14 protein-coding genes are annotated in these 14580 nt (G+C 65.8%); 9 read left to right on the top strand and 5 right to left on the bottom strand.

Translation table 11 applies throughout. The features are described from left to right. The first annotated feature begins 80 nt into the window (after window positions 1-80). Window positions 81-350, top strand: a complete 270-nt coding sequence (locus tag BMI86_RS01720) for a hypothetical protein (RefSeq protein ID WP_078539495.1) — start codon at window positions 81-83, stop codon at window positions 348-350. A gap of 6 nt (window positions 351-356) precedes the next feature. Here the strand turns inward: BMI86_RS01720 and xrtD are convergent, their stop codons facing one another. Further along, window positions 357-1937, bottom strand: a complete 1581-nt coding sequence (xrtD, locus tag BMI86_RS01715) for a VPLPA-CTERM-specific exosortase XrtD (RefSeq protein WP_078539494.1) — start codon at window positions 1935-1937, stop codon at window positions 357-359. 80 nt (window positions 1938-2017) lie between these two features. Next, window positions 2018-4534: a tetratricopeptide repeat protein gene (locus BMI86_RS01710; RefSeq protein WP_168173763.1), complete on the bottom strand. Its 2517-nt coding sequence runs from the start codon at window positions 4532-4534 to the stop codon at window positions 2018-2020. A gap of 249 nt (window positions 4535-4783) precedes the next feature. On the opposite strand from BMI86_RS01710, the gene BMI86_RS01705 reads away from it, so the two are divergent. The 8 genes from BMI86_RS01705 to BMI86_RS01670 all read left to right on the top strand — a co-directional run bounded on the left by BMI86_RS01705 (window position 4784) and on the right by BMI86_RS01670 (window position 12381). Next, complete coding sequence (locus BMI86_RS01705; protein ID WP_078539492.1) at window positions 4784-5704, top strand: AAA family ATPase; 921 nt, start codon at window positions 4784-4786, stop codon at window positions 5702-5704. Further along, entirely contained in the window at window positions 5704-7212 is a 1509-nt protein-coding gene (locus tag BMI86_RS01700) for a hypothetical protein (protein WP_078539491.1), read from the top strand. The genes BMI86_RS01705 and BMI86_RS01700 overlap by 1 nt, the downstream gene beginning before the upstream one ends. A 16-nt stretch (window positions 7213-7228) precedes the next feature. Beyond that, window positions 7229-8080, top strand: coding sequence for a CpsD/CapB family tyrosine-protein kinase (locus tag BMI86_RS01695; protein WP_078539490.1), 852 nt, complete (start codon window positions 7229-7231; stop codon window positions 8078-8080). 113 nt (window positions 8081-8193) lie between these two features. Next, window positions 8194-9072: a TIGR01459 family HAD-type hydrolase gene (locus BMI86_RS01690; protein WP_078539489.1), complete on the top strand. Its 879-nt coding sequence runs from the start codon at window positions 8194-8196 to the stop codon at window positions 9070-9072. Window positions 9073-9213: 141 nt separating this feature from the next. Further along, window positions 9214-9657 carry a MaoC family dehydratase gene (locus BMI86_RS01685; protein ID WP_075774735.1) on the top strand — a complete coding sequence of 148 codons (444 nt, stop codon included), beginning with the start codon at window positions 9214-9216 and terminating at the stop codon, window positions 9655-9657. 29 nt (window positions 9658-9686) lie between these two features. Further along, entirely contained in the window at window positions 9687-10625 is a 939-nt protein-coding gene (locus BMI86_RS01680) for a bifunctional riboflavin kinase/FAD synthetase (RefSeq protein WP_078539488.1), read from the top strand. 260 nt (window positions 10626-10885) lie between these two features. Next, window positions 10886-11335: a YcgN family cysteine cluster protein gene (locus BMI86_RS01675; RefSeq protein ID WP_078540399.1), complete on the top strand. Its 450-nt coding sequence runs from the start codon at window positions 10886-10888 to the stop codon at window positions 11333-11335. Then, complete coding sequence (locus BMI86_RS01670) at window positions 11332-12381, top strand: low specificity L-threonine aldolase (protein ID WP_078539487.1); 1050 nt, start codon at window positions 11332-11334, stop codon at window positions 12379-12381. The genes BMI86_RS01675 and BMI86_RS01670 overlap by 4 nt, the downstream gene beginning before the upstream one ends. A gap of 13 nt (window positions 12382-12394) precedes the next feature. Here the strand turns inward: BMI86_RS01670 and BMI86_RS01665 are convergent, their stop codons facing one another. Genes BMI86_RS01665 through trxB form a run of 3 tightly spaced genes read right to left on the bottom strand, consistent with a single transcriptional unit; the run spans window position 12395 to window position 14427 of the window. Further along, a complete protein-coding gene (locus tag BMI86_RS01665; protein ID WP_078539486.1) occupies window positions 12395-12940 on the bottom strand; it encodes a VOC family protein in 546 nt (181 codons plus the stop codon). A gap of 60 nt (window positions 12941-13000) precedes the next feature. Further along, window positions 13001-13480 (bottom strand): RES family NAD+ phosphorylase, encoded by a 480-nt coding sequence (locus tag BMI86_RS01660; RefSeq protein WP_078539485.1) that lies wholly within the window; start codon window positions 13478-13480, stop codon window positions 13001-13003. Further along, window positions 13477-14427 (bottom strand): thioredoxin-disulfide reductase, encoded by a 951-nt coding sequence (gene trxB, locus BMI86_RS01655; RefSeq protein ID WP_078519375.1) that lies wholly within the window; start codon window positions 14425-14427, stop codon window positions 13477-13479. The genes BMI86_RS01660 and trxB overlap by 4 nt, the downstream gene beginning before the upstream one ends. Window positions 14428-14580 lie beyond the last annotated feature (153 nt).

Raw genomic sequence — 14580 nt, 5'->3', positions numbered from 1 at the left:
GGGCGGACAGCGAGACGGTTCGCCCTATATCGTTAAGCATTCGGCTTGGAACTTGTATGGCGCATTGGAGGACATCGGCGGTGGCGTTTACCGCACTGGTTGTGACCGGTGTCGCCAGCTCTGCTCTCGCGGGTGATCTGCGCGAAGCCACGCCTCACGCGACCGCTGATCTGACGGGCCGCGCGCTCTACGATCCGGTGGCCCATGCGCTCGCGAGCGGACTGACGCCAGCGATGGCCGATGCGCGCGTGGATCGTGCGATCAAAGCCGTGGAAACCTGCCCGCTTGTCTTCGACACGCGCAACCCGATCCCGGGCTGCTGGAGCGGGACCGTCGCGCTGGGCTCGTAAGCCCGCTCAATCCGGAATCGAAGCGCTCAGCCGGGGCAGGGATTGCCCGATGAAGCGCGTCAGCCGCCGGTCGGCTGCGCGGATATCCTCGTCGCGGCGGATCGGCGTGACATAGCGCACCAGCGCGCCATCGGTCCGTCCGCGCGTGATGCCATCGACGATCACCGACAGCTTCGCGCGCCAGTCGCTCGTCATCGCGCGGCCGCGTCCGTCGAACCAGTAATAGACGAGTTGCCGGTTGAGCCCCTTGGTGATGATCGCGCGGTTGACCTCGAAGGGGGCGCGGTGGGGCAGGGCGATGCGATGCGGGCGGAAGGCGCTGACCTCCCAGCCGCCGACCGGCAGGCACACCTCGGGGGAATGGATGCCGTCGCCTTGGCTTTGATCGGCATACCACGCGACGAACAGGTTCACCGGCGCGTCCTGAGCGGGATCGGTATAAACCGCGTTGAGATAATCGCTCGCTGCTAGGACTTGCTCGGTCGCAGGCTCCAGCGTGCGGCGCGTGCCCTGCCAGCCATCGATCCGCGTCGGGAAGGACGACAGGGGCGCGCGCTCGGGCGGGAGCGTCGTCATCTGCGGCAAGCCCGACCAGAGCGCCAGCGCGACCCCCGTCAGGATGACCGCCAGCCCCAGAGCGCGCGACGGCGCGAGGTTGCGCAAGCGGCGCGCTTCCGGCGCGAAACGGCGATAGTCCAGATCGAGCGCCTCCGAGAGCGGTTTCGGTTCCGCCACCAGCCGCTGCAGCCCGATTGCGGTGAGGCTGAGGATGGCAATCGCCGCGCCGAAGATCACCCAGCCCTCGAAGACATGCAGGAAGCCCTCGGCCTGCTCGATGCCGTAAGCATCGACGAGGATCGCGACCATACCGATGCGCAGCGAATTCAGAAGCACCGTCAGCGGCGCGGCCATCGCGAAGAGCACGGCCTTATGCCAGAACGGACCGCGATACAGGATGCCGAACAGGTATGAAAAGCTAAGGATCGGGAAGAGATAACGCAGCCCCGAACAGGCATCGGCCACCTGCAGCTTGTAGACGCCCAGATCGATCACATTGCCGCTCAGATGCACTGGGATGTCGGCGGCGCGCACCAGTATCACGCCCAGCTCCGACGAGACGAGCTGCAGGGCGATGGTGAGTTTCCAGTAGAGGATCTGCGGCAGCGGCAGCATGAAGATCAGGTGCAGCACTGGCTTCCAATGGCGTTTGCCCGCCTGCCAACCCATGCTCAATAGTACCGCGCCCATTATCCAGATAATCAGTGCATAGGTCACGAGATCGGCGATTTGCGCGCGGGTGCCGAAAACGGCGAGGGCGAGCGCCACTGCGATCACCGTGACGCCTTGCCAGCGCTGCGGGCGGGCCTCCAGCGTGAGCGGTGCGTGATGCAATTCGCGCGCGAAAAGATAGAGCGAAATCAGCGGGATCAACGGCCCGTGGCTGTATTCCGGCGTGGACCATGCGGCCCCGAGGCTCGCGAGCCCCAATGCGAAGAACGGATAGGAGAGGACGGCCAGCGTCAGCAGGCCGAGCGTCCCCCATGGCAGGGCACGCACCTCGCGCAGAGGGGGGCTCGTGGTGATCATCTCGACTGCTCGCTCACAGGCCGTCTGACGCGGCGCTTAACATGAGCTTACCCTGCGAGAGCTTTGATCCAAAGACAAAATCAGCGCTGGGCCGGGGCCGGGCGCGGGGTGTTGCCCGACGAGCCCTCTCCGGTCAGGGCGGCGAGCTGCGCCTTCGCGCCCTGCATTGCGGGCGGGAGCGGCTCACCGGCCAGACGCAGCGCATCGCGCAGGGCGGCTTCGGCCAGATCGCTTTCTTCCAGCGCGATCAGCACGGCGGCGTAGTGATATTGCGCGAGCGCGTTCTCCGGCAATCCGGCGGCGGCAGCGGCGAGAAGGGGGCGCGCGGCCCCGTAATTGCCCAGCCGGTATTCCGCCCAGCCATAGGTGTCCTTGAAGGCGGGTTCGGGCCGCTCGCGGAAGCGTTTCGCGATCTGCGCCGCACGCTCGAGGCTGGGGCGATCGTCGCGATGGGTGCTTAGTAGGCTTGCGAGATTATTGGCGACGATCAGATCGCCACTGTCGCGCGTGTAGAGATCGTCATAGGTCGCGATCGCCGCATCGAACCGGCCCGATTTCTCCTCCGAGCGTGCCCGGTAGAGCAGCAGCAGCGGATCGGCCTGCGGGGCCTTTTCGAGCGCGGTTTCGATCACCGCAAGCGCGTCGCCTTCGCGCCCTTGGGCCGCAAGCAGGCGATAGAGCTGGCGGGCCGGGCGCGGATCGGCCGGGGCTTCATACATCAGCGTGCGCAGCCCGGTTTCGGCCCGGTCGGTGTCGCCCTGAATTGCACAGAGGTTGGCCTCCAGCAGCCGCAGGCCGCGATTGCCGGGTTGCTCGTCCAGTTGCGCCTCAAGATAGGCGCGCGCCTCGCCGCCCCGCCCGGAGGCCAGTTGCGCCTGCACCACCGCCGAGACCGCCGCCGCCGAGACCGCAGGGGCCGTGGTGACGCCGTCTTCGCCGGTCGCGGGCATCTGCACCAAGGTCTTCAGGGTCTCGATCGCGCTCTCGCTGCGGCCGCGCCCCATCAGGATCGCGGCGCGGATCGACTGCGCCAGCGCCTCCGTGCCCGGGGCCGACGATGCGGCAAGCCGGTCCGCGATGCGATGGGCAAGCATCCAGTCGCGATCGGCCAGCGCCAGATCGGCCTGCCGCTTGAGCAGCCCGGGGCTGTTGGGGGTAACCGCCACGGCCTCGGCCAGAACCGTCCGCGCGGCGCTGGCGCGGTCATGCGCGAAGAGGAAATCGACATAGCGGATCGCCTCGGGCGCGGTGCGCCCCGCCGCATCATAGGCCTGGCTGAAGCGGCCCATCGCTAGATCGGGCGCGCCCTCGCGCAGATCGGCCTCGCCCAGCAGGGTCAGGGTCTGCGGATTGTCGGGGGCCTGCTGCAGCGCGCTGCGCAGATCCGTGATCGCCAGATCGAGGCGATCCTCCTCGATCCGCCACGCCGCGCGCTGCTGCAGGGCAGGGACGTTGGTCGGATCGGTCTTCAGGATGGCCGCGATCTCGGTTTTCGCCTTATCGCGCTGCCCGTCATGGTCGAGCATCCGGGCGTAAGCAGAGCGCAGCTGCCGCATCTCCTCGCTGTCGGGATGGCTTTCGATCAGCGCCTGCATCCGCGCTAAAGCCGCCACCCGGTCTCCGGCCTGAAAATCCAGATCGGCGCGCATCGCGGTGAAGATCGCCTCATTCGCCGCGCCCTTCGATTGCGCGATCAGCGAGTCGAGTTCCGCCCGCGCGGCCTCGGCGCCTTTCGCGCGGGCCAGAAAGCGCACGAGTTCCAGATAGCCGCCCGTCTGCTGGTCTCGATCTGTCGCGAGCTTGCGCAGGAAACGCGCCGCCCCCGCCGGATCATCGCGCAGCACATACCATGCGATGAGGGCCGTGCGGGTTTTCGGGTCTTCCGGGAATAGCCCCTGCATCACTTCGAGCTGCGCGCCGATCTCCGCGTTCGCGCCGCGCTTCGAGATCAGTTCCAGCTTGAGAACCTGCAGTCGGTATTGCGCCGGATCGCGGGCCAGCGCCGCATCGAGCGCGGCCAGCGTCGCGGCGTCGTCGCCTTGGGCGTTGCGCGCGTCGATCAGCACATGCCAGCCGGTCAGGACCTCGGGATGTGCCACGGTCAGAGCCTTGGCCTGCGCCGCGATTTCGGACTGGCGGCCCGTGTCGCGCGACAGGCTGGCCTCTCGCAGGTCGAGCGCAAGCTGCACCGCCTGCGCGCCGGGATCGTCGGGCGCGAGTTCCTGCACCGCGTCGACCTGCTTTTGCGCGCGCGGCAGGTTGCCCGTACGCAGCGACAGCTCCGCAAGGATGCGATGCACCTCGACCGTCTCGGGATATTGTTCGAGCAGGCGCAGATATTGGCTGAAAGCTTCCTGCAGGCGTCCCTGCGCCAGCAGCAGATCGGCATAGGCGCGCCGCGCGGCCTTATGGGTGCCGTCATATTCGAAGACGTTGCGCAGCTCGACCATCGCGCGGACGGGATCGCCCTCGGCCAGAAGGGTCTCGGCCGATTGGTAATGGGCTTCGGCCTTGTCTGCGTCACTCTTGCAGCCGCTCAATGCGAGCGCCGCGCAAAGCGCGAAAAAGCTCGCGCGCGCATACTGGTATCGGGGCATCTGTCTTGCCTGCTCTGCTACTGCGCTCTGACTGGCGCTTGGCAGAAAGGCTAGCTGCTCCGACGTCATCTATAAAGAGATTTGAACAGCGCCCCCCTGTCTAAATAGCCAGTTTTCCTAGGAATAGACGCGTTTTTGCGACAGTTTCGCCTCAGCCGCTCGCGAATTGCTCACGAATTCTTGCGTAAGGTGGGGAGATGCAGCTTACTGGCGCAAACAAATCCCAGAGGCCAAAGGCCCGGTACAGGCATGAACGAAATCTACACCGAATTCTTCGGGTTGGCAGAGCGTCCTTTTTCGTTGCTGCCCGATCCCGATTTCCTGTTCTGGTCTCCAGAGCACAAGCACGCGGCGACTATGCTCGAATATGGGCTGTTCTCACGCGCACCGATCACGCTGATCACTGGCGAGGTCGGGGCGGGCAAGACAACGCTGCTGCGTCACCTGATGGCGACGATTTCCGAGGATGTGACAATCGCGCTCGTGTCGAACGCGCGGGGTTCGCGCGATGACGTGATCCGCTGGATCATGCTGTCGCTCGGCCAGCGGGTGGAGGCGGGCGAGGATTACGTCCTGATCTACGACCGGTTCCAGCAGCTTCTGATCCAGGAATATGCCGCCGGGCGACGCGTGGTGGTGGTGATCGACGAGGCGCAGAACCTCGATGCGGGCGTGCTCGAAGAGCTGCGCATGATCACCAATATCAACGCCGACAAGGACGAGCTGGTGCAGCTGATCCTGATGGGGCAGCCGGAACTGCGCGACCTGATCGCACGGCCCGAGTTGCGCCAGTTCGCGCAGCGTGTGTCTTCCGGCTTCCATCTCGGGCCGATGCCCGCCGATTGCGCGCAGGCCTATATCGCCCATCGCCTGCAGGTCGCGGGGGCGACGCGCGAGATCTTCACCCCCGAAGCCGCGCAGAAACTGCACGCCCATTGCGGTGGCCTTCCGCGGCTGATGAACCAGCTGGCCGATCTGGGTATGGTCTATGCCTATTCGGCGCGTTCGGAGATCGTCACCGGCGAGATCATCGACAGGGTGATCGAGGACAACGTCTTCTATCTGCCGGTCGAGACCCAGCGCGCCAAGCCGCGCGTGATCGCCCCCGCGCCAACCGCTGCAGCATCCGCTGAGGCCGCGCCCGCCTTCCTCCACAGGGGAGGGCGCTGATGCGGGAGCTCCGCTTCTACGCAGCCTTGTTCGCCCGGCGGATCCACTGGCTTTTGCTGGCGGTGTTGCTGGGCGCGCTTGTCGGTCTGGCGGCGGGGCGGATGATCACGCCGATCTACGAGGCCAAGGCGCTTCTCGTCGTCGAAGGGGACCGCATCCCGGACGGCCTGGCGGCCTCGACCGTGCGCACCGACACCAATGCCAAGCTGCAGGTGATCCGCAAGCGGGTGCTCTCGCGCGAAAGCCTGCTCGACATGGCGCGGCGGATGGCACTGTTCCCCGATCTGCGCACCGAGTCCGGCGCGCGCAATGCCGATGCGGTCTTCGAGGCGCTTCAGAACTCGGTCGAAATCGAGATCTCCGAGCAGAGCAAGTCGCGCTCCGCCCCGAAAGACGCGACCTTCATGACGGTGTCCTTCCGCGCTGGCGCCCCCGCTCGCGCCGCGCGGGTCGCGAACGAACTGGTGACGCGCATCCTCAAGGAAGACAGCGACATCCGCACCAAGGCCGCGCGCGACACGCTCGATTTCTTCTCGCGCGAGGTGGATCGGCTGGAAGGCGAACTGGCGAAATCCTCCAGCGCGATGTTGCAGTTCAAGCAGGAGAACGGCGACGCGCTGCCCGAAGAACTTCCGCTGCTGCGCGACCGTCTCGCCGCTGTCCAGGCGGGTGCGGAGAGCCGGCTCGTGCATGTGAACGAGACCGAGACGGAGATCGACCGGCTGGTGCGGCTGCGCGAAGCGGCGGGGCGTGTGGTGGACCGCGACGCGATCTATCCGCCCTCCGCGCGCGAACTGTCCCGGCTCGAGGCGCAGCGAGACGCGCTCAAACCGCTGCTGCCCGCCGATGACGCACGCCTCGCGGCGCTGGGCGCGCAGATTCAGGAATTGTCGCAGCAGGTGGAACTGCCGCTGCCGAAAGCCAACTCCGCCTTCGAGAGCCGTCTGCGCGAATTGATCGATACGCTTTTCGTGGCGCAAGCCGCCGGGGATGCCGCCGATCTGAAAATCGCGCAACTCCGCGAGGCGATTGCGAAAGTGCCCGCCAACGCATCGGCGCTCGAGGCGCTGCGCCGCGATCACGACAATCTCGCCGATCAATACGACAGCGCCGTGAAAGCGCGCGCCGTGGCCGAGACGGGCGATACGATCGAGTCGCTGGCCAAGGGCGAGAAGCTGACCGTGATCGATCAGGCGGTCGCGCCGGGAGAGCCGGTAAAGCCCAATCGCAAGACGCTCGCGCTGGCAGGCGTCGGGGTGGGGCTGTTGCTTGGTCTCGTGGCGATTGCGCTGCGCGAATTGCTCAGCACCGGCATCCGTCGCCCCGAGGACCTGCAGCGCCATCTGGGGATCTCGGCCTTCGCGACGCTGCCCTATCTGAGCACGCCCGAAGACGCGCGCCGCCGTCGCCGTAAGGTGCTGGTCTCCGGCTCCATGGTCGGCGCCGCTTTCGTTGCGGTCGTGGTGCTGTTCGGTGCGTTCTACATGCCGCTCGACCGGCTGTTCTGAGGCAAGGAGGCGAGAGATGGCGGAAAGATTGCGAGACGCGATTGCCAAAGCCCGCGCCGCCCGCTCGGGCCGCGCGGCCTCCGAGCCTTCGGTCCGGGCGCAGGTCTCTCCCGGCATCGATGGCATCGCGGCGGGCGCGTGGCAGGCGCTGACGCCGATCGCCCCGAATTTGGGGCGGCTGCGCGGCAAGCGCATCGTCAGCCCCGATAGCAGCGCCGAGAGCGCCCCGATCGACCTGATGCGCACCAAGATCGTGCAGCAGATGCGGGCCAATGGCTGGCGGCGGCTGGCGATCACCTCGCCCTCGGCGGGCTGCGGGAAATCGACCGTCGCGCTCAATCTCGCGCTGAGCCTCGCACGGCAGGAAGAGCGGCACACGCTGCTCATCGAGGCCGATTTCCGCAAGCCCTCGCTGTTGAAGCTGCTCGACGCGCCGCGCGGGCCGCAGATCTCGGAGGTACTGGGCGGGACGGCCGAGTTTGCCGATCACGCGTTGCGGCTGGGCGGCAACCTCGCGATTGGGGCGAATAGCAAGCCGGTGGAGACCCCGGCCGAACTGATCCAGTCGCGCCGCGCCGCTGAGGCGCTGGAACGGATCGAGACGATCTACGCCCCCGACCTGATGATCTTCGACACCGCGCCGGTGCTGGTCAGCGACGATACGCTCTCGCTCGCCGCCCATGTCGATTGCGTGCTGATCATCGCCGCGACCGAAGAGACCACGATTCAGGAAATCGATATCTGCGAGCGCGAGCTGGCCGAGCGCACCAATGTGATGGGCGTCGTGGTCAACAAATTCCGCTTCGCTGCCCCCGAATACGGCTACGCCTATGGCTACGGTTACGGGGCTGCGACGGAGGAGGACTGAGCGGCCAGCCGCTTTGCCTTCGGTCACGCCCGTGCCATATAGCTTCGGTAAGCGCGCGGCCCCCGCCCGAGGGGGGCTCTGACCGCGCCAAACCCTGCTGACGAAAGGCCGCCATGACCCGCATCATCTCTTCGCTGTCCGAGATTTCCGCCCCCTATGACGCGCTGTTCTGCGACCTCTGGGGCTGCCTTCATAACGGGGTTAAGGCGTTTCCCGCGGCAGTCGAGGCGCTGCAGGCCTATCGTGCGAAGGGCGGCAAGGTCGCGCTTCTGACCAATGCTCCGCGGCCCGCGAAATTCGTGATGGAATCGCTCGATAAGCTGGGCTGTCCGCGCGACGCCTATGACCTCGTCGTCTCCTCCGGCGATGCCGCGCAGGATGCGATGTTCGCGGGCGCGGTGGGCAAAAAGGTCTGGCATCTGGGCCCGTCCAAGGATGACGGGTTCTTCACCGAGGTGCCCGAGGAATGGCAGGGGCAGGCCGAGATCACCCGTGTCGATTTCGACGAGGCCGAGGGCATCGTCTGCACCGGTCCCTTCGACGAGGTGAACGAAGTCCCCGAGGATTACCGCCCGAAGTTCCTGCTCGCGAAGATGCGCGAGCTGCCGATGCTCTGCGCGAACCCCGATATCGTCGTCGATCTGGGCGACAAGCGCATCTACTGCGCTGGCGCGCTGGCTGCGCTCTACGAGGAAATGGGCGGCGAGGCGATGTATTTCGGCAAGCCCCATCCGCCGATCTACGATCTCGCGCGGCGCAAGCTGAGCCGTCTGGGCGGCGCGGAGGATGCACGCATCCTCGCCATCGGCGACGGGATCAATACCGATGTGGCCGGTGCTGCGGGGGAGGGGATCGACTGCCTCTTCATCTCCAGCGGTCTGGCGCATGACCAGTTCGGCAGCGATCCGCAGAACCCCGATCCCGAATTGCTGCGCACCTGGCTGGAGGCGCGTCAGCGCGACCCACTCTACACGATGGGTCATCTGACCTGAGTGGAGCGCAAAATTCAGACGGTAACTTTGTTGCGCCTTTTGTCGCGGTAGGGTAAAAAAGTTGCGCGGACGTCTTGCCTGTGCTCTGCCGCATGTGCTATGCCGCAGTGCAACATAAACTTCCGGCTGGGACCTATGGATATGCTCGACAACCTGCCCCGTGGCACGATCTGCATCGAAGATCTGGAAATCGGCATGGTGCGCTACCTCCGCAAGGAGGTCACCGACCGCGACATCGAGATGTTCGCGGAGGTCTCCACCGACCATAACCCGGTCCATCTGGACGACGCCTATGCGCAAGACACCATTTTCGAGGGTCGAATCGCGCATGGCATGCTGACTGCCGGCCTGATCTCGGCAGTCATTGGCGAGCAGCTTCCCGGTCATGGCACCGTCTATCTGGGCCAGTCGCTCAAATTCATGGCCCCCGTGCGCCCCGGCGATGTGGTCTATGCCGAGGTGAAGGTGACGGCGATCGACCATTCGCGTCGCCGTGTCACGCTTGAAACCCACTGCGCGGTGGGCGATACGGTGGTCGTGAAAGGCGAGGCGCTGGTTCTGGCGCCCTCGCGCAAGTTCGACTGACCCGGCGACCTCGCCGGAGGGCGGGGTGGATGAAACGCTTGACGACTTGGAAATCGCTGGAGAAATCCGCGCGCGGGGCCTCCGTCGCGATGGGCAATTTCGACGGCATCCATCTCGGCCATCAATCGGTGATCGATCAGGCGCGCGGGAAAGATGCGCCGCTGGGCGTCATCACCTTCGAGCCGCATCCCCGCGAATTCTTCGCAGCGCGGGCAGGCAAAACCCTGCCGCCGTTCCGGCTGATGAACCCCGAGGCGCGCGCCAACCGGCTCGCCAAGCTTGGGGTCGAGCGGCTCTATGAACTGCCCTTCAACGAAGAGCTGGCCGATATGAGCGCCGACGCTTTCGCCCGCGAAGTGCTGGCTGAGGGTCTGGGCGTGACCCATGTCGCCGTGGGCGGCGATTTCCGCTTCGGCAAGGGGCGCGAGGGCGACACGGCCATGCTGACGGAGCTGGGCGCGAAATACGGCTTCGAGGTCACCGTCGCGCCGCTTCTGCATGTCGAAGGCGTCGAGGCGTCCTCGACCGCGATCCGCACTGCGCTGGCCGAAGGCCGCCCCGAGGATGCCGCCGCGATGCTGGGCCACCTGCACCGGATCGAGGGCGCGGTGCTGCATGGCGACAAGCGCGGCCGCGATCTGGGCTATCCGACTGCGAATATGTCGATGGCCGGGCTGCATCTGCCCAAGCTGGGCGTCTATGCGGTGAAGTTCGATGTGCTGACCGGGCCGCATAAGGGCAGCTATACCGGGGCGGCGAGCCTCGGCGTGCGCCCGATGTTCGGCGAGAATACTCCGAATCTCGAAACCTTCGTCTTCGATTTCAAAGGCGATCTCTACGACGAGCATGTCTCGGTCGCGCTGGTCGAATTCCTGCGCCCCGAGATGAAGTTCGACGGCGTCGAGGCGCTGGTCGCGCAGATGGATGCCGATTGCGCCCGCGCGCGGGAGATACTGGCCGAGCGCTGAGGGCCGAACGCCGAATTCAGCTCCCGCCCGGGCGACCAGCCCGGGCAGCGCCCGACCTCCCCCCGGGAGGGCGCTTTTGTGCCCGCCACGCGCGCATCGAGGTCGCTCGGCAACGAGACCATAAACCGCAGACCACCGAACGCGCGAACGCCCACCCGAGGTCGGGCGCAGCCCGTCCCGCCATGTCCAAATCGCAGTTCCGCTCACGATCCGCCGATCTGCCCTTTCCATTTCCCCGCCGCTGCCCCATTTTCCGCGCCATGACCAAACTGCGCCCCGAGTTCTGGAAACTGCCGCTCAAGTCGCTCACCGCCCCCGAATGGGAGGCGCTGTGCGATGGCTGCGGCAAATGCTGCCTGAACAAGCTCGAATACGAGGATACGGGCGAGGTCGTCTTCACCCGCGTCGCCTGCAGGCTTCTCGATGGCGAGAGCTGCAGCTGCACGCAATATGACATTCGCCACCAGTTCGTCCCAGAATGCGTCACGCTCAGCCCCAAGACGATCCACAAGATCGCCTATTGGATGCCTGCGACCTGCGCCTATCGGCTGCGCTTCGAAGACAAGCCGCTGCATGACTGGCACTACCTGATCTCGGGCTCGCGCGAGACGGTCCACGAGGCCGGGGAAAGCGTGCGCGGCTGGAACGTGCCCGAATTCGAAGTGCCCGAAGAAGAATGGGACGAATACACGATCGAGGATCTCTCATGAATTTTGCCTCCGACAACACGTCCGGTGCCCATCCCGCCATTCTCGAGGGCCTGATGGCCGCGAATGAGGGGCATGTGCATTCCTATGGCGACGACCCGATCACCGAAGGCGTGCAGGCGAAGATCCGCGAGATTTTCGAGGCGCCCGAGGCGCGCGTCTATCTGGTTGCGACCGGGACGGCGGCCAATGCGCTCTCCTGCGCAGTGCTGACCCAGCCCTGGGGCGCTATCTTCTGCCATCGCAACGCCCATATCGAGGAAGACGAATGCGGCGCGCCCGAATTCTACACCGGCGGCTCGAAGCTGGTTTTGGTCGACGGGCCGGATGCCAAGATGGACCCCGACGCGCTCGCGCGCACCATCGCCCATACCGGGCGCGGCGGCATCCATAACGTGCAGCGCGGCATGGTTTCGATCACCAACTCGACCGAGGCCGGGGCGGTCTATTCGCCCGAGGACGTGAAAGCCCTGACCGATGTCGCCCGCCGCTTCCATCTGCCCGTGCATATGGACGGCGCACGCTTCGCCAATGCGCTTGTGTCCGCGGGCTGCACCCCCGCGGAGATGACGTGGAAGGCGGGCGTCGACGTGCTCAGCTTCGGCGGCACGAAGAATGGCTGCATGGGTGTCGAGGCGGTGGTGATTTTTGACCCCAAACGCGCCTGGGAATTCGAGCTGCGCCGCAAGCGTGGCGGCCACCTCTTCTCGAAGCACCGCTTCCTCGCAGCCCAGATGCAGGCCTATCTGGCCGATGATCTGTGGTTGAAGACCGCCCGGCACGCCAATGAAATGGCACGCAAACTCTCGGAAGGCATCGGCCAGATCGAGGGCGCGAAGCTGATCCACCCGACGCAGGCCAACGCGGTCTTCGCCGCCCTGCCGCGCGGGGCGCATAAGCGCGCGAATGCGGCGGGGGCCTATTACTACCTCTGGCCGTTCGATCAGTCGCTCGAAGGCCCCGAGGACGAGCTTCTGGCCGCGCGTCTGGTCTGCTCCTGGGCCACGACGCCCGAGGAAATCGACGCCTTCCTCGGCCATCTGGCGTAATCAGCGCCGAGGATCAGCGCCGTCCGGGCAGGTCGCGGAATGCGATCTTCTCGGGTGGGCCGTCCCATTCCGGATGCTCCGCCTGCGCGGCTCTCAAGGCCGCGCGGAACCTAGCGATCGCCCCAAGGCCCGGAATGCGCGGGATATGCGCCAGTTCCCAGTGAATGCCGTTGATCGGATCGTCGAAGAACACCGCGTAATAGCCCGGGGCATAGACGGGATATTCCTGCGGCGCTTCCGTCACCGACAGCCCGCGCGGGATCAGGAAGTCGCGGTGAAACGCATCCACCTCGGCCCGCGATTTCGCCCAGAGCGCGATGTGATGGATGCCCACCGCGCGCGCGGCGTGGTCCAGCTTCTCGCCCGAGCGCGCAGGCTGGATGCCGATATAGGAATGCGGCATCGGGAAGCGCGCCATGTAATAGGTCGAGCGATAGCCGATATCGAGCGTCCAGAAGCTCTTATATCCAAGCCATCCGAACATCGCATCGTAGAAGGCGATCGACTTGTCATAGTCGAGCACCGAAAATTCGACGTGATTGACCCCGCGCCAGCGCATGAGCGGCCTCCTTTCGGTTGCCTCCACACTAGAGGGGGCGCGCGACGGTGCAATGACGTCTCACGCAGACGGGATCGGGTAGGGCGGGTGCCACGGTTGCGCTGGCCCGGCCTGCCGCACTGTTGCCGGCGAGACCTCGAAGAGCACCAGATGGCTCAGATCGGGCCGTGAGCGCGAGGTGTAGAGCAGCCCCTGTGTGCCACCTTCGCGTGCCCGATCCGAGAAGCGCCAAGTGGGCGAGGGCGCGCCGCTCGCTCTCCCATCTTGCCAGACCACGGACGCCGCCGCCTGATCGGGCGTGCCGCGCAGGTCGTCCATCGCCTCTGTCATGATCTCCAGCGGCACGATCACCCGCGGCGGGTCAGCGGCCCGCACATAGCGCCGGAGCGCGACGGCAGCCCCCTCGGCACTCAGCGAGGCATAGAGCGCCACCTGTCCGGAATAATGAAACCGGCCCTCCGGATGGCGGGCCGGTTTGCAAGCATCATCAGCACGGTCGGCGGAGAGGATCCGCCAGACCGTGCCGTGGAAAGGGATCACTCGGCTTCGCCCTGCTCGGCGAGGAATTTCTCGGCGTCGAGCGCGGCCATGCAGCCCATCCCCGCCGAGGTGACGGCCTGACGATAGGTGTGATCGGTCAGGTCGCCCGCCGCGAAGATGCCGGGCTGCGAGGTGCGGGTCGAGCCCGGCTCCACCCAGACATAGCCGCCCGATTGCATCTTCAGGCTGTCCTTTACCAGCTCGGACGACGGCGCGTGCCCGATCGCCACGAAGAACCCGTCGCAGGGGATGACTTTCTCGGACCCGTCGGCGGTGGATTTCACCCGCACACCGGTCACGCCGAGCGGATTTTCGTCGCCGAGGATTTCCTCGACCGTGTGATTCCACTCCACTTCGATCTTGGGGTTCTTGAACAGGCGATCCTGCAGGATCTTCTCCGAGCGCAGTGTGTCGCGGCGGTGGATCAGCGTCACCTTGGAGGCGAAGTTGGTCAGGAACAGCGCCTCTTCCACGGCGGTGTTGCCGCCGCCGATCACCACGACTTCCTTGCCGCGATAGAAGAACCCGTCGCATGTCGCGCAGGCCGAGACGCCGAAGCCCTTGAACTTCTCTTCCGAGGGAAGCCCCAGCCATTTCGCCTGCGCCCCAGTGGCAAGGATCACTGCTGCTGCCTCGTAGGTCGTGCCCGAATCGCCTTTCGCGACGAAGGGGCGCTTCGAGGTGTCGAGCTCGGTGATCATGTCCATGATGATCTCGGTGCCCATCGCGCGCGCATGCTCTTCCATCTTCACCATCAGGTCGGGGCCCTGAATCTCGCTCTCGCCGGGCCAGTTCTCGACCTCGGTGGTGATGGTCAGCTGGCCGCCCGGCTGCATGCCTTGCACCAGAACCGGCTCGAGCATCGCACGCGACGCGTAGACCGCCGCCGTGTAGCCCGCGGGGCCGGAGCCGATGATCAGAACCTTGGTTTTCTTCGTCTCGGACATGCCTGCCTCCTTGGAATTCTGCCCGACGGATATAGTCGGAGCGAGGCGCGCCGAAAAGCCCCTGCTTGCCGCGACAAATAGCACTTGCGGAGCAGTCCGCGAAATATTATTGCGCATCCTCTCTTCCAGCGGTAAGTTCTGCCGCAACGCACG

This window comes from Thioclava sp. DLFJ5-1 (assembly GCF_002020115.1).
GTDB classification, from domain to species: Bacteria; Pseudomonadota; Alphaproteobacteria; order Rhodobacterales; family Rhodobacteraceae; genus Thioclava; species Thioclava sediminum.
The sequence above is the reverse complement of the archived record's forward strand: the minus strand, read 5'-3'. Positions and strand labels throughout refer to the sequence as shown.

Excerpts from the sequence above, each read along its gene's own strand:
- BMI86_RS01695 (WP_078539490.1), top strand. The coding sequence starts at position 7,229 with ATGGCGGAAAGATTGCGAGACGCGATTGCCAAAGCCCGCGCCGCCCGC.
- BMI86_RS01690 (WP_078539489.1), top strand. The coding sequence starts at position 8,194 with ATGACCCGCATCATCTCTTCGCTGTCCGAGATTTCCGCCCCCTATGAC.
- BMI86_RS01710 (WP_168173763.1), bottom strand. The coding sequence starts at position 4,534 with ATGCCCCGATACCAGTATGCGCGCGCGAGCTTTTTCGCGCTTTGCGCG.
- BMI86_RS01705 (WP_078539492.1), top strand. The coding sequence starts at position 4,784 with ATGAACGAAATCTACACCGAATTCTTCGGGTTGGCAGAGCGTCCTTTT.
- xrtD (WP_078539494.1), bottom strand. The coding sequence starts at position 1,937 with ATGATCACCACGAGCCCCCCTCTGCGCGAGGTGCGTGCCCTGCCATGG.
- BMI86_RS01670 (WP_078539487.1), top strand. The coding sequence starts at position 11,332 with ATGAATTTTGCCTCCGACAACACGTCCGGTGCCCATCCCGCCATTCTC.
- BMI86_RS01675 (WP_078540399.1), top strand. The coding sequence starts at position 10,886 with ATGACCAAACTGCGCCCCGAGTTCTGGAAACTGCCGCTCAAGTCGCTC.
- BMI86_RS01685 (WP_075774735.1), top strand. The coding sequence starts at position 9,214 with ATGCTCGACAACCTGCCCCGTGGCACGATCTGCATCGAAGATCTGGAA.
- trxB (WP_078519375.1), bottom strand. The coding sequence starts at position 14,427 with ATGTCCGAGACGAAGAAAACCAAGGTTCTGATCATCGGCTCCGGCCCC.
- BMI86_RS01700 (WP_078539491.1), top strand. The coding sequence starts at position 5,704 with ATGCGGGAGCTCCGCTTCTACGCAGCCTTGTTCGCCCGGCGGATCCAC.
- BMI86_RS01665 (WP_078539486.1), bottom strand. The coding sequence starts at position 12,940 with ATGCGCTGGCGCGGGGTCAATCACGTCGAATTTTCGGTGCTCGACTAT.
- BMI86_RS01680 (WP_078539488.1), top strand. The coding sequence starts at position 9,687 with ATGAAACGCTTGACGACTTGGAAATCGCTGGAGAAATCCGCGCGCGGG.